Source organism: Pseudoalteromonas sp. KS88 (genome assembly GCF_004766475.1).
Lineage (GTDB): Bacteria > Pseudomonadota > Gammaproteobacteria > Enterobacterales > Alteromonadaceae > Pseudoalteromonas.
Genome location: NZ_PYHV01000023.1, coordinates 1 through 22,535 on the forward strand (window position 1 = coordinate 1; position 22,535 = coordinate 22,535).

Annotated in this window: 21 protein-coding genes; 5 read left to right on the forward strand and 16 right to left on the reverse strand. The window is 39.6% G+C overall.

What is annotated here, in order from left to right; all coding sequences use genetic code 11:
• Window positions 1-172: 172 nt before the first annotated feature.
• Complete coding sequence (locus C7Y70_RS15230; protein WP_099297462.1) at window positions 173-862, reverse strand: VC0807 family protein; 690 nt, start codon at window positions 860-862, stop codon at window positions 173-175.
• A gap of 439 nt (window positions 863-1,301) precedes the next feature.
• Between C7Y70_RS15230 and C7Y70_RS15240 the strand changes: the two genes are divergently transcribed.
• Window positions 1,302-3,326: an ATP-binding protein gene (locus C7Y70_RS15240; protein ID WP_135475623.1), complete on the forward strand. Its 2,025-nt coding sequence runs from the start codon at window positions 1,302-1,304 to the stop codon at window positions 3,324-3,326.
• Between the two features lie 507 nt (window positions 3,327-3,833).
• Here the strand turns inward: C7Y70_RS15240 and C7Y70_RS15245 are convergent.
• The 7 genes from C7Y70_RS15245 to C7Y70_RS15275 all read right to left on the reverse strand — a co-directional run bounded on the left by C7Y70_RS15245 (window position 3,834) and on the right by C7Y70_RS15275 (window position 10,581).
• Window positions 3,834-4,694, reverse strand: coding sequence for an EamA family transporter (locus C7Y70_RS15245; RefSeq protein ID WP_135475625.1), 861 nt, complete (start codon window positions 4,692-4,694; stop codon window positions 3,834-3,836).
• 483 nt (window positions 4,695-5,177) lie between these two features.
• The gene (locus tag C7Y70_RS15250) at window positions 5,178-6,839 is read right to left on the reverse strand and encodes a methyl-accepting chemotaxis protein (RefSeq protein WP_135475627.1); all 1,662 of its coding nucleotides are present in this window, start codon (window positions 6,837-6,839) and stop codon (window positions 5,178-5,180) included.
• 167 nt (window positions 6,840-7,006) lie between these two features.
• Complete coding sequence (locus tag C7Y70_RS15255) at window positions 7,007-7,996, reverse strand: Gfo/Idh/MocA family oxidoreductase (RefSeq protein ID WP_135475629.1); 990 nt, start codon at window positions 7,994-7,996, stop codon at window positions 7,007-7,009.
• Window positions 7,993-8,802, reverse strand: coding sequence for a class I SAM-dependent methyltransferase (locus tag C7Y70_RS15260; RefSeq protein WP_135475631.1), 810 nt, complete (start codon window positions 8,800-8,802; stop codon window positions 7,993-7,995). The genes C7Y70_RS15255 and C7Y70_RS15260 overlap by 4 nt, the downstream gene beginning before the upstream one ends.
• 37 nt (window positions 8,803-8,839) lie before the next feature.
• Window positions 8,840-9,679 carry a GGDEF domain-containing protein gene (locus C7Y70_RS15265; protein WP_135475633.1) on the reverse strand — a complete coding sequence of 280 codons (840 nt, stop codon included), beginning with the start codon at window positions 9,677-9,679 and terminating at the stop codon, window positions 8,840-8,842.
• Between the two features lie 55 nt (window positions 9,680-9,734).
• On the reverse strand, window positions 9,735-10,097 hold the full coding sequence (locus C7Y70_RS15270) for a hypothetical protein (RefSeq protein WP_099297446.1): 363 nt from the start codon (window positions 10,095-10,097) through the stop codon (window positions 9,735-9,737).
• Between the two features lie 64 nt (window positions 10,098-10,161).
• The gene (locus C7Y70_RS15275) at window positions 10,162-10,581 is read right to left on the reverse strand and encodes a DUF3429 domain-containing protein (RefSeq protein ID WP_099297444.1); all 420 of its coding nucleotides are present in this window, start codon (window positions 10,579-10,581) and stop codon (window positions 10,162-10,164) included.
• A gap of 240 nt (window positions 10,582-10,821) precedes the next feature.
• Between C7Y70_RS15275 and ahpC the strand changes: the two genes are divergently transcribed.
• The 3 genes from ahpC to C7Y70_RS15290 all read left to right on the forward strand — a co-directional run bounded on the left by ahpC (window position 10,822) and on the right by C7Y70_RS15290 (window position 13,662).
• A complete protein-coding gene (gene ahpC, locus C7Y70_RS15280) occupies window positions 10,822-11,391 on the forward strand; it encodes an alkyl hydroperoxide reductase subunit C (RefSeq protein WP_099297442.1) in 570 nt (189 codons plus the stop codon).
• A gap of 153 nt (window positions 11,392-11,544) precedes the next feature.
• A complete protein-coding gene (ahpF, locus tag C7Y70_RS15285) occupies window positions 11,545-13,119 on the forward strand; it encodes an alkyl hydroperoxide reductase subunit F (RefSeq protein ID WP_135475635.1) in 1,575 nt (524 codons plus the stop codon).
• A gap of 138 nt (window positions 13,120-13,257) precedes the next feature.
• Window positions 13,258-13,662: a GFA family protein gene (locus C7Y70_RS15290; RefSeq protein WP_099297438.1), complete on the forward strand. Its 405-nt coding sequence runs from the start codon at window positions 13,258-13,260 to the stop codon at window positions 13,660-13,662.
• A 2-nt stretch (window positions 13,663-13,664) separates the two neighbouring features.
• Here C7Y70_RS15290 and C7Y70_RS15295 read toward each other — a convergent pair whose 3' ends face one another.
• A complete protein-coding gene (locus tag C7Y70_RS15295; RefSeq protein ID WP_135475637.1) occupies window positions 13,665-14,132 on the reverse strand; it encodes a DM13 domain-containing protein in 468 nt (155 codons plus the stop codon).
• 10 nt (window positions 14,133-14,142) lie between these two features.
• A complete protein-coding gene (locus C7Y70_RS15300) occupies window positions 14,143-14,949 on the reverse strand; it encodes a transporter substrate-binding domain-containing protein (RefSeq protein ID WP_135475639.1) in 807 nt (268 codons plus the stop codon).
• A gap of 137 nt (window positions 14,950-15,086) precedes the next feature.
• On the opposite strand from C7Y70_RS15300, the gene C7Y70_RS15305 reads away from it, so the two are divergent.
• Window positions 15,087-16,712 carry a methyl-accepting chemotaxis protein gene (locus C7Y70_RS15305; protein ID WP_135475641.1) on the forward strand — a complete coding sequence of 542 codons (1,626 nt, stop codon included), beginning with the start codon at window positions 15,087-15,089 and terminating at the stop codon, window positions 16,710-16,712.
• Window positions 16,713-16,720: 8 nt separating this feature from the next.
• Here C7Y70_RS15305 and C7Y70_RS15310 read toward each other — a convergent pair whose 3' ends face one another.
• From C7Y70_RS15310 to C7Y70_RS15335, 6 genes are all read right to left on the reverse strand, one after another.
• Window positions 16,721-17,146, reverse strand: coding sequence for a GNAT family N-acetyltransferase (locus C7Y70_RS15310; protein ID WP_135475643.1), 426 nt, complete (start codon window positions 17,144-17,146; stop codon window positions 16,721-16,723).
• 152 nt (window positions 17,147-17,298) lie between these two features.
• A complete protein-coding gene (locus C7Y70_RS15315) occupies window positions 17,299-18,534 on the reverse strand; it encodes an ABC transporter permease (RefSeq protein ID WP_099297428.1) in 1,236 nt (411 codons plus the stop codon).
• Window positions 18,531-19,730 (reverse strand): efflux RND transporter periplasmic adaptor subunit, encoded by a 1,200-nt coding sequence (locus C7Y70_RS15320; RefSeq protein WP_135475645.1) that lies wholly within the window; start codon window positions 19,728-19,730, stop codon window positions 18,531-18,533. Before C7Y70_RS15320 ends, C7Y70_RS15315 begins: the two co-directional genes overlap by 4 nt.
• Complete coding sequence (locus C7Y70_RS15325) at window positions 19,727-20,899, reverse strand: HlyD family efflux transporter periplasmic adaptor subunit (RefSeq protein ID WP_135475647.1); 1,173 nt, start codon at window positions 20,897-20,899, stop codon at window positions 19,727-19,729. Before C7Y70_RS15325 ends, C7Y70_RS15320 begins: the two co-directional genes overlap by 4 nt.
• On the reverse strand, window positions 20,892-21,860 hold the full coding sequence (locus C7Y70_RS15330) for an HlyD family secretion protein (RefSeq protein WP_135475649.1): 969 nt from the start codon (window positions 21,858-21,860) through the stop codon (window positions 20,892-20,894). Before C7Y70_RS15330 ends, C7Y70_RS15325 begins: the two co-directional genes overlap by 8 nt.
• Complete coding sequence (locus C7Y70_RS15335) at window positions 21,854-22,528, reverse strand: ABC transporter ATP-binding protein (RefSeq protein ID WP_135475651.1); 675 nt, start codon at window positions 22,526-22,528, stop codon at window positions 21,854-21,856. The genes C7Y70_RS15330 and C7Y70_RS15335 overlap by 7 nt, the downstream gene beginning before the upstream one ends.
• Window positions 22,529-22,535: the final 7 nt, after the last annotated feature.

The following is a 22,535-nucleotide window of genomic DNA, read 5'->3' on the forward strand; positions in this document are numbered from 1 at the left end:
CAATGGCTTGATAAATACTTGTTAGCGGATAAAACACCTGTTGAAGTTTCTCAAGCGCATTAGTGTATTAATGAAAATAAGCGCGGTAAATGAAGTAAATTTGAAGCGCCGCGCTTGTTTTATGTTGTTTTAAACAATGCAAATGGTTCATTAACATTGAACAATGTACATATTATTGCAATATAAAGTCATCAATAGGTTGCTTTGTCAGCTTACCTATTTGCATAAAGGTAAAGATAATCGCACCAACCAACAACACCATTGTAGGGGCAACAATGACCGGGTAACTGAGCCATGTCATGCGACCTAGCTCTTCTGCGTACTCAGTTGTACCAGGCATACTAACCACAATGGCTTTAGCCAAAAAATAATTTAATGTTGCTGATAAAAAGAACGCACTAGCAACAATAAATCCAGCTAAACGCATTTTTTTATCAAAAACAGCAGTATTATTTTGATCATCAAGGGCTTGAGTAAGCTTTTCAATATCTAACAGTTCAGGGTTAATCAATAACTTTCTGATCAGTGGGTAGGGGGTGTATTGGCTAATAAGTACGATGATGCCAATAATGGCTGGCACCATCGCTTCCTTAATGGCGATGTACTTAGGGTCAAGTTCAAATAAACTTATTCCCCCAGTGAGTAAGACACTTATAATCCCTAATATAGAGAAAAAATTAACTTTTCCAGATTGCTTGAGCTCCCATAAGCCAAAAAATAACGGAAATGCGAGTGCAACAACAACCGCCCAGACAGGACCAAGTGTGTCCGGTGTACTAAAACGGCTTAGGATAACCGCAGGTAAAATAATATTAAAAATAAGGTTACTGAAAAAATTACTTTTCTTTTTTTGAGTTGTCATAGGTTTATTTTTCTTACTTCAATTGGATTTAGTATATACATATCTGCTAGTAAGATACATATTTCTGATTCGACATTCTTATTATACGTACTAGGGTCTGTTTATCTTTCAATGCTATACAGGCGCTGCCCTTAGGGTTCTGCCTCGGGACGATGTACTTTTTGTTGCCTACATGGATGGTGGTAAGGGGCGTGAGCAGGACGTGCAAGCTTTGCTTGGTTTTTACTTAGTCCACTAGGTTGCAAACCTCGCGCCGCGACTAAAACGCCCCTGGCTTGAATAGATTTTAATCCGCAAAGATAAACAGACCCCAAAGTTTGTAAAGAGTGTTTAAAGCTCAGTTAAGTACAATAAAAGCATAAGATTAATTGACCTTTAACAGAGGGTATCTTATTGTTAAAAACGGTTCATTTTGTTTTGTAAACAAGGAAGGAAACGGTTGAAATTCCTACGAAGATTTCACGATATTGTATCGGATCAAACTCAAAGTTTTGATGAAAAAATTTATAGTTTATTGAGTTTTGGGCTCGAAGTATTCGATCTCGATATTGCGATTGTGAGTAAAATAGCCGAAGAATCTTACCTCGTTAAGTATGTAATCACACCCGATGACTCATTGCCTGTTAACACAAGTTTTGAATTATCAGGAACTTATTGCCTTCACACATTAGCGGCTGACGGTGCACTGGCGTTTCATCAAGCATCCACCAGCCGAATTGCAAACCATCCCTGTTATATAAATTTTCAGTTGGAGTCGTATATTGGTGCACCTATAAAGGTGGGCGCAGACACCTATGGCACAGTTAACTTTTCTGCATCTAAAGCATCCAAACCTTTTACAGAACAGGCTTACGACTACGTCGAGCTATTTGCACAGTGGCTAGGGGCTGAGTTTGCAAGGCGAATGGCATCCAAGCAGTTAATAAAAAATAACAACACACTGCTCAAACTAGAGAGTGTAGCTAATATTGGAACGTGGGAGGTGGATTTATTAAATAGAAAAGTAACGTGCAGTGATCAAGTAAGACGAATATATCAAGTTCCTATGTCATTTCAACCAGACCTTAAGTCAACGACAGAGTTCTTTAAAGCAGGAAAAAGCCAAGAGGACATAAACAAAGCCGTTGAAAAAGCAATAAAATCGGGTGAAAAATGGCACTTAGAGCTTGAGTTGTTGACCGCGAAGGGCAAGCATATTTGGGTATCATCCTTTGGCGAGGCTGAAATGGTTGATGGCAAATGTGTTAGGTTATTTGGGACACTTCAAGAGGTTACAGAGTCAGTTGAATTGAGGCTTGCGTTAAAAAATAAACAAGCTTTAGCGCAAAGGATGCTAGAAGACCGAAGTATGCTATTAGCTAAAATAAGCCATGAACTTCGCACACCGTTAAATGGTATAACTGGGATGCTAACAACTTTGTTAGGCGAGAACGAGGAAACCCGTCGCGTAGAAAAATTAAAAGTAGCGCTAAGAAGTGCGGATATTCTATTGAATATCATTAATGAAGTAATGGATTTTTCAAAAATAAATCACGGTGAATTAAAGCTCGAGCCTAATCATTTTCTATTAAAAACTATTTTTGTTGATTTGATCTCCCTATACATCCCATTATTTAAAGCAGCAAAAGTTGAATTTAAAACCAATATTAATGTTGCTGATGATTGTTGGGCATACTGCGATAACACGAGATTGAGTCAAATTGTTTCTAATTTATTAAGTAATGCGCTTAAATTTACCGAAGCTGGCTGTGTTGAATTTTCAGTGATTGCAGTGAAATCGAATAACGATTTATTACTTGATATCAAAGTTAGTGACACTGGAAGAGGAATGACTGAAGCATTTCTAGAGTCACTTTTTTCTCCGTTCACGCAAGAAGTGGATAGACAAAAAAGCGTAGGGGGCAGTGGCCTAGGTTTAGCGATAGTCAAAGAGCTTGTTGAATACATGAGTGGCTCCATTAATGTGGACAGTACTTACCTCCAAGGCACTACTTTTTCTTTGCATATCCCCTTAAAGGTAGGCAAAAGGCAGGACGAGACGTTACAAGCAAGTGATGGCACAATAGATACCAGTTGTTTATCTGTGCTGGTGGTTGATGATAATCAAATCAATCGGCTCGTTTTAGATGCATCATTAGAAAAACTTAATATAAAAGCTGATATGGCCGTTGATGGTCAAGATGCGGTGTTTAAATGTAAACAGCATAAGTACGACCTCATATTTATGGATTGCGTGATGCCTGTGTTAGATGGCCTAGAAGCTACTCAAATATTGAGAGAACAAAACATCAGCACTGTTGAAGACACGCTCATTGTAGCTTTAACAGCCAATACGTCTGCAACCGATAAACTGGCATGTACGGAAGCTGGCATGGATATGTTTATATCAAAGCCATTTAAGTTGCATGCAATAGAAGAAGCGGTAAAAAGAGTGATAGAAAAGCGAGCATCAAACAAATCGTAAACGACACATGTCTATTTAATGTGATAAATGCGATGAACTTACCCAAACCACCGCAAGGTACTAGCTTCAGTTGGAACTAAAAGCGATTTAGGCAAGGCACTGATTGCAAGTCGTATTGGTTTTATTGTTAAAATCAATAACACAGTATAAATCGTTTTTAGATCAGCCATTTGAGCGTTTCACAGGTACTGGCTCGTATCGTTGTAACTTCCTAACAGGGACTGCCATTATTGCAACGTAACGTCTTAAGATTAAGCACCCGTGTAACGCTGAATTCTGTATATAGAGGTGGCTTGGGTATTCACCTTTACTTCGCTGTTTCAAGCGTCTTAATAGAGAAAGTTGCGTTTATAGCTGTTGCCTATTAAAGAGCCGAATCGTAACGTTTCGGCCTGTATTGGAGTGACTATTTTTAAAGGTAACACCAATTCTGAGCAGCTCATTCAATAAGCAGAGTAAGCAATGCATAAAGCATTTGACTGAAATCATATTGCATTAAACTAAAAATTAGCTACTTTTTGAATTGGACATAGAGCTACCAATAGAAGCAACAATTACCAGCAAAATTGCGAGCCACTGCCACATACTCAACAGTTCTGCAAGAATTATAAAACCAGCTAAAGCAGCAACAGCTGGCTCCAAACTCATCATAATGCTAAAACCTTGTGCCGGCATATTGCGAAGTGCAACCATTTCTAGCGTGTAGGGGAGTGCACTTGACATGATTGCTACTAAAAACCCAAGCGGAATAACTTCCCAACTTAGTAAAGCTAAACCTTGGTGAAATGCGCCATAAGGCACTAGTACAATGGCAGCAACGCTCATTCCCAATGCAACCGTCATTCCGCCTGAACCCTGATTTCCGGTTTTTTTGCCAAACAAAATATAAAAGGCCCAGCAGGCACCCGCACCTAAGGCTAAAATTACACCTAAAGGGTCTAAGCGTTCTTCACCATTCATATCTGGAAGCAGTAAAACTATGCCAGTTATTGCACATGCAACCCAAAATAAATCGCGTTTTTTTCGTGAAGATAATAAGGCCACAGCCAAAGGGCCTGTGAACTCAAGGGCAACAGCAATACCAAGAGGGATAAGCTCAATGGCATAGTAAAACAAAATATTCATGCCTCCTAGGCTTAAACCATAGACAATGACAGGTACGCGCTGACCTAAAGGAGGAAACGTTTTCCAAGGTTTAAAGACAAGGCATAAAATAGCAGCAGAAAAACCTAAACGTAAGGCGGTGGTGCCTTCAGGGCCAATCAAAGGAAACAGTTGTTTTGCAACTGACGCGCCAGATTGAATAGTGACCATAGCCAGCAATACACAAATAACCGCAATAAAAAATGGATGGATAGAGCGCAGCATCACTGTCCTTTTGAAAATGGTGAAGCTAAATTTGCGGCGATTCTACTTACCTTTTGGCTTTTAAGAAATGTTTTTCGATAAATACCATAGTTGTTATAGACGCCTGTAACCAACTTGATCTTGATTTGCCGCATAAGCACTTGCTTTAAAATGATTTTTAATCAGCTATTCAAAATTGCCATGGCTAAATGCACGGCAGACCAAGTAGTCTATGCCAAAGCCACATCAGGATACACAATTCAGCGTTTCAAAGTGGCTAAATATCGAGGCATTACTTTGCAACAATGGCAGACCCTCTTAGAAAGTAACAACCATAAGAAGAAGTACTAGTGAAATGCCCAAACGGCTGGTTTATAAGCGATTTATACTGCGTTATCGATTTTTACAATAGAACAACTAACTTGCAATCAATGCCTTGCTAAATCACTGTTAACTGCAACTAACACTCACATCTTGAGGTGGTTTGGGTATACAAGTAAATGGTCAATTGAGTTTAAATCGGTTAATTTGCGTATTCAAGTTATTCGCTAAGTCGGCAAGCTCACTGGATGATTGCGAAATTTTCTCCGTCTGCATTTGAGTTTGTCGACTTGTGTCTTGCACATCATTGAGCCGTTGCGCAATGTCTTCCGTTACCTGTGATTGCTCCTCAGATGCCGACGCAATAGTCAAGTTTGCATCAGAGATTGAATTTGCTTGAATGCTGATCTCTTTGAGCATATCCCCCACTTTTTCTGAATTGATTACTGCCTCCTTAATCTGGTTATCACTAGCGCGTATTCGCTCAGTAACAGCACTACTAGCAGACTGGAGTGAGGTAATTTTTTCTTGTATCTCGATGGTTGAACTTTGCGTTCTGCTTGCTAAAGTTCTTACTTCGTCTGCGACTACAGCAAACCCTCGGCCTTGTTCGCCCGCCCGAGCAGCTTCGATAGCTGCATTGAGTGCCAGTAAATTAGTTTGCTCGGCAATATTACTGATTACACTAAGTATAACAGTCACTTCGTTGACTGAGTTTTCAAGGTTGTTAAGATCTCCTAAAGATTCAGTTAATGTTGTTGCAACTGATTCGACCGATTTTATTCCTTGAACGACAACACTTGAACCTTGTTGGGTTTTTTCATTTGCAGATGTTGCACTTTGCGCCGCTTCAGCACAGTTTTGCGACACTTCTTTTACGGCTGTTGAGTTCTCGTATACCGAACTTGAAATGATTTCAATGGCATGGCTTTGTTTATCATTTAATACTTTAGCTTGTTGAGAAACCTCATCAAGGTTGTTTGCAGAAATTTGCGCTTGTTCTGATTGACTATTTATTTCTTTAAGCAAGTTTGAAAGCTTATCAATCATTACATTAAAACTATCGGCGAGTTTTGCAATTTCATCATTCCCAGAATGCTCAATATAGCGTGATAAATCGCCTTGAGAGATTCTATTCGCCTCTTTAATGAGTCGTTGTGTTGTTTTAATAACTTTTTTCTCAAGCTGCAAGTAGCATAAAATTAATGTGACGATAATGGCAAGTACAACTAGTGTGCTGGTAAAACTTAACGTAGTCACCCGGCTGTTGTTTTCACTCACAAGTGCTGCGCTTTTTACTTTAATTGAGGATAAAAAGGCCTGCACAGGTTGTTGAATTTTTTCTACCTCGGTCATATATGCTGCATCAGTTAAAAGAGAAATAGCCGCAATCCAGTTGTTTGTTTCTTGGTCATTTAATTGGTTGGGTGATTTACCAATAAGGTTTGCGATCATCGCAAATGCTTTTTCTTCAGTGTTTATTAAGTCCAGAGACAGGCTGTTAGATTTTTCGAGTAATGCAAGGTCGGAAGCTGCCACATTGTATTGTTTTAGACGTGTCACATAGCTTCTTTTTGTACCATCCAACCAAGCAATATCACCTTGAATTTGCCCTACGAGTTCAAAATAATCATCTTTATAACTTTGCTCTAGTGTCACAACATGCTGGCGTGCAAGCTCTGTTAATTTGATTGAATTAGACGACGATAACTTAGCTAGATGACTTAAAGAGTAGCGTTGTTGAGCAGAATATTGACTCTCCTCTAAGCCTTCTTTGAGTAAAAGTATAATAACCAATAAGCCGACTGCGAGGCTGATGGTTGCTGCGAAAACTGCGCGTAACATATACCTAATAGACAAGATAGCCACCGATGAGCTTGTTGTTGTTATTAATAAATATAGTGCAATAAAAAATAAAATGTAAAAAAGATAAAGAGGTTTTTATACTGTGTGCAATGCCTATATTAGGGTACAGGATTTGGGGCTGCAGCTTGGCAGCCCTATTGTTTGCATTAAGTTAAGTCGTTGGGGTAAACAACCCCGAGTTGTTGTCTTGCTTGATCAAGAACAGCCATTACATGCTGAGATAATTTATGGGTATTGACTGAAGATTCGCGGGATTTTGCATTTATTGTTGAAATAAAATGCACGATTTCATGACGCATATAGTTTTCATCAAACTCAGACGATAAGTTTTCTACAGAACCGTTGTTTGCGATAAAGGTGATATTTTTAAGTAATGACACTGACTCTATTCGAATACGACCTTTCTCACCTTGGATTTCAGTAAAGTTATCGCCTTGCGATATTTTTGAGTAACTAATGACCGCTTGCTTGGTATCATAATTAAGTAATATATCGCCGGCACCGTCAACACCGGTATCAAGCAAAATGCCACTTGCTTGTACGCTATTTGGTGGTCCCCACAATGCGATTAGAATGTATAATGGGTATATGCCTAAATCGACTAATGCGCCATTGGCAAATTCAGGTAAAAAGGTATTGGGTTGTTCACCATTTTTATATTTGTCATAGCGCGAAGAATATTGACTAAATTGACCGATATATTTTCTTGGCGTACCAATTTTATTAATCGCTAATTTTAATCGTTCAAAGTTTGGAAGAAGCGTGGTCATCATCGCTTCCATATAGAGGCAGTGGTTTTGCTTTGCTGCTTTAATTATTTTTGTTAGTTCAGCACTGTTAGCAGCAGAGGGCTTTTCACCAAGCACATGCTTTTTTGCTTCTAAACAAGAAATCGCATAGTTCATGTGTAAGCTATTTGGTGCGGCAATGTAAACGGCATCTACCTGTTTGTCAGCACACACTTGCTCAATGTTAGTAAATACTTTGGCGTCGAGTTGATTATGCTTTGCTAAAAAAGCTTCACCGGTTGATACCTCACGTGAACATACGCCATAAAGGGTAAATTCGCTGACTGTGAGTGCCGCTTTTAATAAAGTATCACTAATAAAGTTTGTCCCAACGATTACAAAGTTCATGCATTGTCCCTTTTATAAAATTGTGTAAGCCATTGCTGCCAGTCGGCTTCTAATTTTAACATTTGTTGATGCTTTTTTGATTTAAAGTGCTTTTGTTTATCTTCGTCAAAGCAAAACGGACCTGCTCGGCACAGGCCACAATGATTTTCGGTTAAATAGCTTGGGTAGCTAAACACATTACATAGCGCATTGTTTTGCTCTGGGCTAAATACATAGGTAATTCCACTAGTATCTTTGACGTGCTTGTCTCTATCGACGTTGCGGATTTTATAGCCAGGGAATTGTGTTATGTCAAAGTTCATTTGGCCGAGGTAATGTGCATCAAGGTTTTGGACTAAGCTACCTTCAATGTTCCAATGTAAGTACGGTTTCACATCTTTAGAAGTAATATAGCAAAGTTGAGCTCCAGCTTTATCAAGAGCGAACTGGCAGGCGTTCTTTATAAATTGATGTAATAGCGCCCTATTGAGTGTGTTGGCACTTGTTGATTGAGTTTGTGATTTAAAAACATGCTCACTTTTAAAAGCAGGAATGAGAGGAAATTGAAATATCACCAGATCAAACTTTTGCTCGCCTAAGCGTTGCCAATCAGATTGGCAGGTTACGTCAAACTGAGTCAGTACACTAACCGCGGCTTTTTCTAATAATTCGAATGCATTATCACTGTATTTATCGCAAAGAGTTTTTTTACTGTCGTAGGTTGATGCAACAAGGGTGCTGGGTTTAATTGCATTAAACAGAGCATATGAAAAAGACAGATCGCCATCACCCACAGTGAGGATGCGCCATTTAGGGTTTAAATACATTTAATTATTCATTAGATTCATTCATACAATAATTATATCAAAAAGATGCTTTGCTGCGATCCGCTTTATGTGATTTATCAACATACATATTTTGATCTGCATTATGTAAAATGGTGTCAGGGTCTTGCTCTGCGCAAATTGGAGCAATGCCAATGCTTACACTCACCTGAAATTCCCTCATATCTGCCGTTAAGTATTCACGAAGCTCATTCAAATTAGGGCTGTCGTCATTACAAAATGCAATGAATTCATCGCCGCCAAGCCGAAAGCAATTGTGTTGTTTAAACTTAGTAGACAATCGTTTGGCAAAGCTGGTTAAAATGAGGTCGCCACATTGGTGGCCATATTTATCATTTGCGAATTTAAAGTTATCTAGGTCAAAATAATAAACACGCTGGTAATGGTTTTTCAGTTGTTCAAAGCGAGTGAAGCACGCGCGACGATTACCTAAGCTAGTCAATTGGTCTTGGTTTGCTTCTAATTCTAATTGTTGCTGAAGGGCTTGGCTAAGTTGTATTTCGTGGTTTAATTTTCTAATCGTCTTGCGCTTTTCTATAATTAATAGATATAAACCCATACAAGTTAATAAAAAGCCAATATTTTTAAGGGCAGTATCGAAAAGCAAAACAGGAAAAATTTCTGTATCGATTAGATCATCAAGCAGATCTAATACAAGCCCTGTGCAATAGATTAGCCATGCAGAAACTAAGAGTTTGTTACTAATGTATGCATATACTTGTAATGTCAACGATACTGATAGCGCAGCCCAAAAAAGCTCCTCTATAATATCAATATCAAATAGTTCACTGTAGAAAAGCTGCAAGCTACACACTAGAACAAACAGCCAAATTATTACTATCCAATAGGGGTGCTTCATCACATACCTTATGCTAAGTCGTTATTTAAGGTATAGCAGAAAAAACCACAGCAAGTTAGTTTTCAGTTGCTCGTTTGTGAGCCACAGCCAACAAAGCGATTCGGGTTTTCAGCCCTTCGATGGCGATTTGCTTTAGAATCAGGTTAAATGTAATCAAAACAGCAAACACAATATGCACTGGTCCATGCGTAAAACCTGCTGTGGGATCAAAAATCATGACACCAAATAACAGGAAAAGTACTACTAAGAATATTTCGATTAACTGGTTTGAATAAAACGATAAACGTCCTTCTCCTTTGCGATCCTTTTTTATATGTATAGCACAAAAAAATGGCAGTACTTTAATCTTGAACAAGCCATTTTTTTCAACATAATTTTCACCGAGTTGATCGAGTTGTTGGCGCAATTGGTCTATCATGCAAGCTCCTTAATATAAGGAGGCAGATACTACAACATTCAACCCTTGAGCACCACAGCGGCGTTTACTCTGGGTAGACACTCATGCCAATCATTAATATATGGCATACAAAAACAACGGATGTCAGAATAAATCGCATTTTTTGGTAGTCAGGGTGATATGTTTTCCACGCTAATGTCGACTTTTCAAAAAATAATACAAGCCAAAAACTCGTGCCCAGCCATGCAAGCATCCATTCAATAGGTAAAAATGTAAGAAAAGGAATTGGTATAACAGGGGCGACAGCTTTGATTGCGCCGCTGTAACTTTGATTGCCAGCATGCCATTGGTTACCGGCCATAAACGCTAAGATAGCGATACTGTAAAAGGTAAAAAACTCCAGGTTAACACTATTGCTGCCAGTAATTAATGGCCACCCCACACAACCAAGAAAGGGCAATAAGCCTAAATAACCAAGTTGGATGTGATTGATAAATTTTTCCATTACAGCAAACCCTTAAAATACAGTTTCATAGCGCCGCTATTGTAGCAGCAATACACTCAACAAAGTAAATACGTAATGTGGATTATAAAAGTTCAATCTGAAAAACTGATTGTTTTAATCTAAACAATCAATTTTATTTAATTTATGAATGGGCTTATTGTATTAACCAAGCCAACGCGATAGGCCAAACATATTGCTTGCGTTGGGCAACTTTAATCTTAAATATCAATGAGGAATACTATGAGCACTTCATTAATTAACACAAAAATTCAACCTTTCAACGCAACGGCATACCACAATGGTGATTTTGTAGAAGTATCTGAAAAAGATGTACTTGGTAAGTGGTCAATCTTCTTCTTTTATCCTGCAGATTTCACATTTGTATGTCCAACTGAGCTAGGTGACCTTGCAGATCATTATGCACAGCTTCAAGAGATGGGCGTAGAAGTTTACTCTGTATCAACTGATACACATTTTACCCATAAAGCATGGCATGACACGTCAGACACAATCGGTAAAATTACTTACCCTATGATTGGTGACCCAACTGGCCGTATTACACGTAGCTTTGGTGTAATGATTGAAGATGATGGCTTAGCGCTTCGTGGTACATTTGTAATGAACCCAGAAGGTGAAATTAAGGTTATCGAAACTCACGATTTAGGTATTGGTCGAAGTGCCAAAGAGTTAGTACGTAAAGTACAAGCTGCTCAATACATTGCCACTCACGACGGTGAAGTTTGTCCTGCATCTTGGCAGCCAGGTGAAGACACACTTGCCCCTTCACTAGACCTAGTTGGTAAAATCTAAATATAGTTTTTACCAGTAATAAAAGGGCAGGCAACTGCCCTTAAGCCAGCAGTGATCGCTGTTGGCTCCTCCCATATTAATATCGTTTATTAAGCACATCCGAAACTTGGTGTGGGAGGTTTGCTGCTCAAATTTCCACGTAAGGATTAAGCCATGTTAGATAACAACATAAAGAACCAGTTAAAAAGTCATTTTGAATCGCTTACACAACCTGTTGAGCTGCTTATTGCCTTGGATGACAGCAAAAAATCAGCAGAAGTCGAAAGCTTAGCAAATGATTTAGCATCACTAAGCGATAAAATTACGGTGATTAACAACCCAGACACTCGCGCCCGCCGCCCATCTATGGTTGTTCACTCATCGGCTAAAAATACCCACATTACGTTTGCTGGCGTACCGATGGGACACGAATTTACAAGTTTAGTGTTGGCACTTTTGCATACCGGCGGACACGAAAATAAAGCAAAAAGTGAAGACATTGAACAAATACAATCACTTGAGCAAGAGCTTAATTTTGAGATTTACATCAGCTTGAGTTGCCAAACGTGCCCACAAGTAGTTCAGGCGCTAAACACGATGGCGGCTACAAATAGCAATATTAAAGCAACAATGATTGATGGCGCGCTATTTCAAGAGGAAGTAGAAGAGCGCAACATTTTAGCAGTACCGGCTGTTTATTTAAATGGCGAACCATTTAGCCAAGGTGCATTGAGCCTAACTGATATATTAAACAAAGTAGATAGTAAAGGGGCGGCTCGCCAAGCTGCGGCACTTAGCGAAAAAGATAAATTTGACGTACTGGTTGTAGGCGGCGGCCCAGCAGGTGCGTCCGCAGCTATTTACTCAGCGCGTAAAGGTTTAAATACCGGTATTGTTGCAGAGCGGTTTGGTGGGCAAGTTGCAGATACGCTTGGTATTGAAAACTTTATCTCTGTTAAAGCCACTGAAGGACCAAAGCTTGTAGCACAGCTTGAAGAGCATGTTAAAGAATACGATGTAGATGTAATGCATAACCAACGTGCTGCAGGGCTTGAACGCGTCAATAATCAGTACGAAATAACCCTAGCAAACGGTGCTACCTTAAAAGCCAAATCATTAGTGCTTGCAACTGGGGCTCGCTGGCGTGAGATGAATGTGCCAGGAGAGCAAGAATATCGTGGCCATGGTGTAGCGTATTGCCCACATTGTGATGGTCCTCTATTCAAAGGTAAACCAGTAGCTGTAATTGGGGGGGGTAACTCCGGTATTGAAGCCGCAATTGATTTAGCAAATATTGTAGAGCATGTAACGGTACTTGAATTTGCAGATACATTACGCGCTGATGAGGTTCTGATCCGCAAAGCGAACAGCTTAAATAATATTACTATTATTAAAAATGCTCAAACCACAGAGGTGGTAGGTGATGGTAACAAAGTCACTGGGCTAGCTTACAAAGACCGTGTAACAGGTGAAAGTAAAAACCTGGGCTTAGCCGGTATTTTTGTCCAAATTGGCTTAATTCCTAATACTGAATGGCTGAAAGACTCAGAGTTGGAACTTAGTCAATTTGGCGAGATTTTAGTAGACGCTAAAGGTGCTACCTCATTACCGGGTGTGTATGGTGCAGGTGATGCAACTAATACACCATTTAAGCAAATTATCATTGCGATGGGCAGTGGTGCAACAGCAAGCCTTGGTGCATTTGATTACTTAATTCGTCACACTGAGCAAAACAGTGACGCTGCTTAAAAACTCTTGATTTAACAGCCATACACCCATGACTGTTATTCTCCAAAGTCGCCCTCTCCAAAGGCGACTTTTTTCGTGTCTTAAAATAGGCGCTTGTGGTATGTTTTAAAATAATTAAAGAGATTTATTGGAAAAGGCATGTACCAAGGAAGTTGTTTGTGTAAAAAAGTAGCGATTGAGGTCAATGGCCCAATAAGCAGTATTATCCATTGCCATTGCTCATTATGCAGAAAGTCTAGCGGCACAGCCTTTGCTACGAATGGTTTTGTTCAACGTGCTGATTTTAAAGTTGTTAAAGGCCAAGAAAGTTTAACGGCTTTTGAATTTAAACCGGGTCGTATTCGTCACTTTTGTACAGCTTGCGGCAGTCCAGTTTACAGTGAGAATCTCGATGACCCAACGCGCTTGAGGTTACGTTTAGGTATTTTAGACAGTGATATTAATGAGCGCCCACTCAGTCATAACTTTTGCAGCTCTAAAGCAAATTGGGAAGACTTTGATGCAAAGCTCGCTCACTATGACGGGTTTGAACCAACACGGTAAGTTTATTGGTATTTGGCTGCACTAATAAATTCGTCAAAGCTTTCGCACCAAATGATTACTGTATTAAAATCTGCAATATTAATGTCTTGCGGTATCTTGACTATAAAGCTGTTGAATGTTTTGATGCTTGCCACTCTTGTGAATGTTCCTTTAAATGCAAGGAACTCAGTTTCATTGTCTACAAAGCGATCAGCCAAATAAATTTGATAGTCTGGGCCAGGGCTAATTTCCCCTTCAAACGAAATGTGGCTATTGCTTAATTTTACCTGACCTTGAGCGAAATGCAGAAAATCAGAGCCCGGTAATTCGGCCTTAAACTCTCCTGTATACATCGCTTTTTGCGCATGATTGGCAAGCTCTAGTTTACTGGGTGATGCGGGTGCTGTGAGAATTGGCAAGGCATACATGCCTGCTGCAAAACCAATTCCAAACACAATGATGTAGCTGAGTAGACGAATTAAAAGAACCATCGTAATTGCCTTATTTTAAGTTAAATACCTTTCTAGAAGGTAAGTTCAAAGCACTGTATGAGCGGCTAATATAACGTTGATAGAGTTCGTCGAACTCACCGCTTTGTTGCAGTTTTAATAAACCACGTTGTAGTCTTGTTACGAGCAACTGGTCTTTTTTATGGGCATAGAAGTGATAGAAATTTTCATATTGCAACATTATTGTAGGTTCTATCATAAGCTGCTTGTAAGGTTGTTTTGCTATTTCAGTTGCAATTGCTGAGACAGAACGAGGAAAGTAATCAGCCAATCCTGTGGCTAATAACTTAAGCATTACATCATAGTCATGTTCGCCATTCACTGTTAGGCCATTCCTTATTAGGACATCGTAATCAGACCAAGTATGCTTTTGCAAAGCGACGAGTGGTTTTAGCTCATCGAGTGAATTGATATTTGCAAAGCGGTGTTGTTGCGACTGATTGATCATTAGCAATCGCTTTCCATGAAGACCTTTGTACAGCGGGAGTGTGGTGTGAACAAGGTTTGAATGTGCGCTTTTAGACATAGAAAACCAGGCTAAATTAATGCTGCCTTGGTGGCTTAGCTCTTCAATGGCTCGTTTACGATTCATCGGGATGGTTGAGTAAGTAAATTTAACATCAAAGTTTTCTTTTTTCAGGCTTGCACGCAGCAATGCATGCATGTAATCATTTTTTGGCGAATTGATATCACTCGGCGTTGCTAAGTGAAGGTTAATCACGTTTTCTTGCGCACACAAACTAAACACATGACATAGCAATACAAAACCAACAAACTTTGTGAATGAACGCAAGCGCATAATGCTATACCTACCTTGTTTAAATACTTTAATTATAACCACTTCAGCCTAACAGGTGTAATTTATTGCATAAAAAATAACGCAAACTAAGAATTGCTATTATACTAATTTTATCAATTAAGTATTGCGAGATAGAGATGTTAAATAACTATTCAGTTCGTACTCGCCTGGCTGTATTAGCATTACTGCCTTTAATAATATTTTCCATTGTGTCTATTTATTCAATAAGCACCATGGGGCGATTAGTATCAGGGATTGATAGTTTATATGATGACCGTATTGTTCCACTTAAACAGATAAAAACGGTATCAGATAATTATGCTGTAAATATTGTTGATTTGTTGCATAAATACCGTGCAGGGACTATTGAGCGTACTTCGCTTATATCTGCAGTAAACGACGCTAAAAGTACAGCAGAGCAACAATGGCAAGCCTACTTACAAACAACGCTGACAAGTGAAGAATTACGGCTTGTGTCTAATGTCGAAAATAAACTTTTACCAGTGCAAGAGCATTTAAGTGCTTTGTTAAAGGCGATTAACAACGGCGAATTTTCATCATTATCGCAAAAGCAATTCGTTGCAGATCTTTATACGCTTTTTGATCCCCTTAGCAGCAGTTACCAAGATTTAATAGATTTACAGCTTAAAGAGGCAAATAGCTTTAAACAACAAGCAGATGAAAACTATCAACTAATTAGATTCGCCATGATAGCAGCCATTGTAATACTCATTTTGCTTTTATTAGTTGTAGCTTATTTTATTTATCGGTCAATACAAAACCCTGTAATGTGTTTGCGTCACACTATTACTCAAATAGCGAGTGGCGCCGATTTGACGCTTAGAGCAGAGGTAAAAGGAAGCGATGAGATAGCAGATACTGCACAGAATTTTAATGCTATGCTATCGCGAATTCATACGCTAGTAACCGATATGGCAGGGGCGACTTTAACGCTTTCATCGGCTGCTGAACAAATGAACTCTATAAGTATACAAGTTGCCAGCACAGCTACTGAGCAAGAGCAGCAGTCAGCTATGATTGCAACAGCAATTACCCAAATGAGCAGCGCCATAGAGCAAGTTGCGCACAATGCCTGTGCTACATCAGAGAAAGCAGTCAATGCCGACACAAAAGCGCAACAAGGGCAGCAAGCCGTAGCAGATAATATTGAGTCGATTAATACCTTGTCTGCATTGGTCAATCAAAATACCGTGTTAATAACGGATTTAAACGCCCAAACAAATGAGATAAACCAAGTAGTAATGATGATTCAAGGGGTTGCTGAGCAAACTAACTTGCTTGCTCTGAATGCGGCGATAGAAGCTGCACGAGCTGGTGACTCTGGTCGCGGTTTTGCTGTTGTAGCAGATGAAGTCAGGCAGCTCGCCCACAATACCCAAAAAGCGACAGCCAGTATCAATGAAATGATCACTAAATTGCAAAACATGGCGCAACAAGCAGTTGGTGCAATGGAAAATGCTGAAAGTAGTGCAAAAGAAAGTGTTGATCATGCTCAGTACTCGTCTCAAGTGTTAAGTGAAATTAATCATGAAGTTACTGAAATATCTGATATGAACACGCAGGTATCAACTGCGACCCAAGAACAGCAATTAGTCGCAAATGAATTAAGCAGCAATATCAATGAATTTAGTTCAAGTATTACGTCGGTAAGTGAGAGCTCACAGCAAAATGCCCAAGCTTCACAAGAACTTGCTGAACTTGCATCAAGATTACAAGAGCAAGTAGGAGCGTTTAAGATCTGATTTACTGATTAGAGTCGCTGATATACATCTGCGACACGAATTTCCATCATTGTTTCAGGGGCAGTTAAAGGTGTAAAACCAAACTGCTGATACAATGTATGGGCATCCGCTGTCGCTAAACAAAAGCGACGGAGGTTTTGTAGATCAGGGTGAGCCATAATTTCCGTTAGTAATATTTTGCTTAAACCTTTGCCTCGGTGTTCTTTTAGAATGAATACGTCTGCTAAATAGCCAAAAGTTGCGCAATCTGAGATGACTCTGGCAAAACCAACTTGTCCATCTTGCTCATGATACACGCCAAAACACAAAGAATTTTGTATAGCCTTACGCATAATCTCAATGGGGATCCCTTTCGCCCAATACGTGCCACAAATGAACGCATGTATGAGATCAATATTTAAACGTGATTGATTACAGCTTATTTGGTAGTTCATTATGTTCGGCCTCTACTATTTCATATTTTCTGCGAGCGTATACAACCTAAAATCTGGTTAAGAGATGTACTGCTATGTGCTGATATTAAATAACAAATGTGTTTATTCGTCTTTAGCGTTCAAGTTATTTAGGTATTTTTTTAAAGTAACTATCAATCACTTTGCAATGCCTCAATGGGATCAAGCTGTGAAGCCTTAATTGCAGGATAAACACCGAAAGTTAAGCCTACTAGCGCGCAAATACTAAATGATAATAAAATGGCAGTTATAGACCACGATACAGCCCATTGCGAATAAATAGAAATAATCTCAGATAAAGCAATCCCAAATACAACACCGAGTAAGCCCCCGAAGATAGAAATGGTAAAGCTCTCGGCAATAAATTGTATTCGAATATCTTTTTGCGTGGCACCAACAGCACGAAGCAGACCAATTTCTTTGGTGCGCTCTAGAACGGTTGCTAACATAATGTTCATGATCCCAATACCGCCAACTAATAAAGAGATGCCAGCTACACACGACATCACAATATTAAAAATTTGTTGAGTTTGTTTTTGTTGTGCAAGTAATGCTGCGGGTATCACTAATTCATAATCATCAATATCACTGTGGCGGTTTTTGAGTAAGTGATTAAGTGCTTGAGCCGCGACTATTGGATCCACAGACTTATCAATTGCAAATTTCAAACTGCTTAATTCGCTTTCAAGTAAGCCATTTTCAAAGCGGTGTAATGCGGTGCTTAATGGGATAAATACTTGGTTTTGTTCACTGCCCAATTTAATGCCTTGGAATTCTTTCTTTTTCAAATATGGCGCCTGCAAAATCCCTACAACTTCGAACCACAAGTGATTAATCTTTATTTGTTGACCAAGTGCATCGCCCAGTGGAAAAAGCTGTTTAGCCGTGTTTGCGCCAAGTAATGCAACTTGTGCGAAGTGCTTATTGTCGGCTTGATTTAGCGAACGACCTTGAAATAGCTCAAAATGAGACAACGCAAAATAATTTGCACTGACCCCAATAGCTCGGCTATCGCTGTCAGTGTACTGACTAAATATATGGTAAGTTTTAACATTCTTTTGTGATGCAAAATCGGTTATAAATGGGAGTGACTCATGGGCAACTTGCGCGTCTCGCAAGCTCAAACCTGCCGAATGCTTACGTTGCTCCTTTAACTCTTCTTCATTAAATTCCTTGGTATTTACAATTAAGTTATATAAGCCCATGGAGTCAATCATTTTCATTGCTTCTCGTTCAGCGCCTTCACCAATATTAAGCATGGCTATAACGGCGCCCACACCAAAGATCATGCCTAACAAGGTTAACAGCGTGCGTAATTTATGCTGTGCAAGCTCCATGGTTGTGTCGATAAATAAACTGAGATACTTCATTGGATGTCCTTTATATCTATCAGTGAAATAACATCTTTGCTTGTTAAACCATCTACTATTTCAACATGACTTAAGTTATGTTTACCCAACTTAACCGTTGTTTTTACAAACTCTCCAGATTGTTCAAGGTAGACATAATGTGCATTTTGTTCAGTAAATACACTTTGCTTAGGTACAACCAAGCGTTCACTCCGTGGAGTAACGAGAATACGGGCATCAAGCTTTAAGCCTGGGCGCAAAATAGGCGTCTGCTTTGTAATGCTAGCCTTTAGTTCGTAATACTTTTGTGGGTCGCCGCGCTTTATTGACTTAGGAAAAGGGGAGACGTTAATGACCTCGCCGTTAAATTGCTTTTCAGGCAAAGCAATCAGTTGAAATTGCAGTGATTGGCCTGGCGCTAAATCGATTGCTTCTCGCTCAGGAACATACAGCTTTAATTGCATCTGGCTGATATCAGGTAGGGCTGCAATTTTTTGACCCGGCCATAAAGTCTCGCCAGCACGAGGCTTTTCACCACGCCAATTAGTATTGTGGGTTAACAGTCCATCATGGGGGGCAATGATTTCAAGTTGAGACAGGTTAGTATTAAGCATGGCTAATTTTTGCGTGTATTGATCTTCCTGCATTTTTAATAACATGATCTCCCCCGCAGCACTTTGCTCAAACCGCTTAGTTTGCCATTCGAAATAATCGTGTTTAGCATTTAAAAATTCAACGTTTTGTTGGGTTTCTAAGATATCTAGTTTTGAACGAATACGCTCATCTTCTATAGAATAATCTTCAGCAAATTGCTTTTCTTGATTTACCATTACAATATCGTGATTTAGGATGGCTCTATCTTTACCAATAGCCCCTGATTTTTGCGTTAAATCTTGTGCTGTTTGAGCCGCTTTATTGTTGTGCTTTTGGCTTTGGCGGCGCATTAACTCGCCGTCAAAACGGGCAATAACATCCCCTTTTTTAACTTGGCTGTATTCAGGCATGAGCCAAGCTATTGTTTGTGGTCCTTTTGATGACGCTGGCGTACTAATAATGGTCTCATTTGCCGCAATCAGGTGACCCTTAGCTTGTACTTCAGTTAAAAACTCTTGTCGCTCAACCGTGTATGTCAATGCGCTTGGTGCGATATTTTCTTTTGAACATCCTGCAATTAACAGTGCTGATGAAAAAACAATCAATGTAAAATGTGTTTTCATAATTTCACCTCATCACCAACTTTTAAACCGCTTGTAACGACAGCAATATTATCTGAAAAATGACTTATCGTAATAAACTGTTTATCGTTTTCAGTGGTTGTTACATAAGGGCCTGTTTGGTCGTATCGAATACTCGCTAATGGAATACTAAGTACCTGCGAAAGTTCCGCGGTTGTTATTTCGAGTCGTGCAGTCAATCCAGGACGAATAATGCTGGTATCAAGATCGTCAATGCTCACTATGGCATCAATAATACGGCGCTTATCTTGAGGCGATTTTTCAGTGAACACACGGCCTAAACGTTTAACTTTACCTGAGACAACGATTTCAGAGCTGCCATCAATCGTTATTTTTACAATTTGGCCAGGCGCTATTTTACCGCTGTCAGGTTCATCTATTTGCGCTTTGATTTGCATGTCTTGTAATACAGCAAGTTCAATAACAGGTTGACCAAACTGGACGCTTTCGCCAATTGATGACTTTTCGCCCTCATAATTAGTTTTATAAGTGACTAAACCATCAATAGGCGCCTTGACTTTAAGTCGTTCAATATCCTTTAAGAAACCGTTAACTTCGCTTTGAAGGCGCGCAACCTTACTTTCTGCAGTTTTTAAATTAAGCTTTTTGCTTTGTAGTTGATACGCTTGTTTACTCTTGGCAAGAGTGAGGTCATTGTCCGCAATGGTAAAATCAATCTGTGATTTTTTACGATCAACCTCTGAGCGTGAGTTATCAACTATCTGGGCTCTGCGCTTAGCTCTATCGTAATTCATTTTCATTTCAGCAACTTTAAGAGCCAGCTCTTGTTCTTTTATTAACTCTTTGTTTTGCGCATTTTCGAGTTGTTTTTTTGCTCTTTCCAGTTTGCCTTGCTTGTCTATTAGCCTGTCTCTAACAGGTTTATCATCGAATGAGATAACTACTTGGCCTTTTTTCACATGGCTGTTTTCTGGTTGCATGGTTTTTATTTGATATTGCCACATACGAGCCACAGAGGGCGGGGCAATCATTGCACTTGAAGATGACTCTAATTCTCCATTAGCTTTTACAGTGAGCACAACATCGTTGCTTTTTACATTAAAGTGCTGGTTGTCGGGTTCACTACAGGCTGATAGAAATAGCGCGGTCACAATGAGTAGCGTTTTAAAATAATTGGCCTGTTTATTCATGCCCAGTAGCTCCCATTGTTAATTTTGCACTCATGCCAGGTAACAGATTTAAACCAGGTGCGGTAAAGTTAAAACGCGCTCTAAAATAGGCATCTTTACCCCATTGTAAGCGCTCTTCTGGTTGAGTGGATATTTCAGTAAGTGTGGCCTGTAATGGGTGTTTCAAATAAGCATCAAAGAGCAGGTCAGCCTGTTGTCCGACTTTAAGGTCTTTATAATCAATTTCGTGGATCCAAGCTTCAATATACAGCTCGCTCATGGCAGGAATTTCAGCAATTTGCCAACCCGGTTGCGCAGTCATTCCTACAAACGCTTTTTCACCGTTCCATGGGTGATTAGCATAGAGCACAGGCCCTGTGCGCAGTGCTGAAATAGTCATACTTTCTAGTTGAGTTTTATTGTACTGCAAGTCGGTTTTTAGCTGCTCAATGATAAGCTGTTGCTTGTTATGTGCGACGATGTTTTCAGTTTTGACTTGAATAAGTTCTTCAGAAGATTTTTGTCGATTAATTAATGCTTTTTCTAATTCAAGTTGATTTTTTTGATAATCATATGTGCTCAGGTTATCTTGCGGAATGGCAGCATCAATGCGCGCTCGTTGAACTAATAGTTCAGTGCGTTTATAGTTAAACTCAGCTTCAATTTGCTTTTCTTCATTGCTGGTGGTTATACGGACTGACTCTTCTTTTGCCGCTTCCAAGCTTACTTCATCTTGTTCAATGTTGGTTGCGATAGAGCCACTGTCGAATACAACGACAATTTCACCTTGTTGAGCAATGTCTCCTTCTTCCATCATCCACTGAACTTGTACCCGCCAGTTATCAGATTTAGGAGCATAAAAAGTTTGTTGTTCACTTGCTTTTAACTCACCACTCAATAGCAGAGGTTGTGCAAGGGTTGAATATGTAACGCAGCACAGCAAGAATACTAAACTGGTTTTAATGTATTGTTTAATTAACATCCGCTGTCCTCAATAACGACGCCGTCTTTCATCCTGATAATACGCTTCGCGTAGGCTGCAATATCTTCTTCGTGCGTAACCATGACTAAGGTATGGCCTTGTTGATGAAGCGTACAGAGTAATTCCATAATTTCATGTGATGTTTTGCTATCGAGGTTTCCTGTGGGCTCATCGGCAAATATGACGTTAGGCTCGTTTATAAGCGCTCTTGCTATGGCAACGCGCTGGCGTTGACCACCGGACATTTCAAAAGGCTTATGATGTGCTCGTGTCTCAAGACCCACTTTGTCTAACATGGCCATGGCTCTCTCGTTGGCTTGATGTTTGGGTATGTCAGTATAACGAAGTGGAAGAGCAACGTTGTCTTGTGCGCTTAAACGGGTTAGCAAATGAAAGGTTTGAAAAATGAACCCAATTTTTTTGTTACGAATTGATGAAAGACTTATATCATCAATTTCTTTTATACTTTCCCCAGAAAGTAGGTAGTTACCAGATGAAGGAGTATCTAAGCAGCCTAAAATATTCATTAGGGTGGATTTACCTGAGCCGGACGCGCCCATAACAGCAACAAACTCACCTTCCTTGATGTGTAATGAGACATTTTTTAATGCCATCACTTTTGTTTCACCGGCACCGTAGGTACGGCAAAGGTTTTCAACCCTGATCATATTGTTA

Bases quoted from the DNA above. Each gene is read 5' to 3' on its own strand.
- C7Y70_RS15230 (WP_099297462.1), bottom strand. From the start codon at position 862: ATGACAACTCAAAAAAAGAAAAGTAATTTTTTCAGTAACCTTATTTTT.
- C7Y70_RS15245 (WP_135475625.1), bottom strand. From the start codon at position 4,694: ATGCTGCGCTCTATCCATCCATTTTTTATTGCGGTTATTTGTGTATTG.
- C7Y70_RS15250 (WP_135475627.1), bottom strand. From the start codon at position 6,839: ATGTTACGCGCAGTTTTCGCAGCAACCATCAGCCTCGCAGTCGGCTTA.
- C7Y70_RS15255 (WP_135475629.1), bottom strand. From the start codon at position 7,996: ATGAACTTTGTAATCGTTGGGACAAACTTTATTAGTGATACTTTATTA.
- C7Y70_RS15260 (WP_135475631.1), bottom strand. From the start codon at position 8,802: ATGTATTTAAACCCTAAATGGCGCATCCTCACTGTGGGTGATGGCGAT.
- C7Y70_RS15265 (WP_135475633.1), bottom strand. From the start codon at position 9,679: ATGAAGCACCCCTATTGGATAGTAATAATTTGGCTGTTTGTTCTAGTG.
- C7Y70_RS15270 (WP_099297446.1), bottom strand. From the start codon at position 10,097: ATGATAGACCAATTGCGCCAACAACTCGATCAACTCGGTGAAAATTAT.
- C7Y70_RS15275 (WP_099297444.1), bottom strand. From the start codon at position 10,581: ATGGAAAAATTTATCAATCACATCCAACTTGGTTATTTAGGCTTATTG.
- ahpC (WP_099297442.1), top strand. From the start codon at position 10,822: ATGAGCACTTCATTAATTAACACAAAAATTCAACCTTTCAACGCAACG.
- ahpF (WP_135475635.1), top strand. From the start codon at position 11,545: ATGTTAGATAACAACATAAAGAACCAGTTAAAAAGTCATTTTGAATCG.
- C7Y70_RS15290 (WP_099297438.1), top strand. From the start codon at position 13,258: ATGTACCAAGGAAGTTGTTTGTGTAAAAAAGTAGCGATTGAGGTCAAT.
- C7Y70_RS15295 (WP_135475637.1), bottom strand. From the start codon at position 14,132: ATGGTTCTTTTAATTCGTCTACTCAGCTACATCATTGTGTTTGGAATT.
- C7Y70_RS15300 (WP_135475639.1), bottom strand. From the start codon at position 14,949: ATGCGCTTGCGTTCATTCACAAAGTTTGTTGGTTTTGTATTGCTATGT.
- C7Y70_RS15305 (WP_135475641.1), top strand. From the start codon at position 15,087: ATGTTAAATAACTATTCAGTTCGTACTCGCCTGGCTGTATTAGCATTA.
- C7Y70_RS15310 (WP_135475643.1), bottom strand. From the start codon at position 17,146: ATGAACTACCAAATAAGCTGTAATCAATCACGTTTAAATATTGATCTC.
- C7Y70_RS15315 (WP_099297428.1), bottom strand. From the start codon at position 18,534: ATGAAGTATCTCAGTTTATTTATCGACACAACCATGGAGCTTGCACAG.
- C7Y70_RS15320 (WP_135475645.1), bottom strand. From the start codon at position 19,730: ATGAAAACACATTTTACATTGATTGTTTTTTCATCAGCACTGTTAATT.
- C7Y70_RS15325 (WP_135475647.1), bottom strand. From the start codon at position 20,899: ATGAATAAACAGGCCAATTATTTTAAAACGCTACTCATTGTGACCGCG.
- C7Y70_RS15330 (WP_135475649.1), bottom strand. From the start codon at position 21,860: ATGTTAATTAAACAATACATTAAAACCAGTTTAGTATTCTTGCTGTGC.
- C7Y70_RS15335 (WP_135475651.1), bottom strand. From the start codon at position 22,528: ATGATCAGGGTTGAAAACCTTTGCCGTACCTACGGTGCCGGTGAAACA.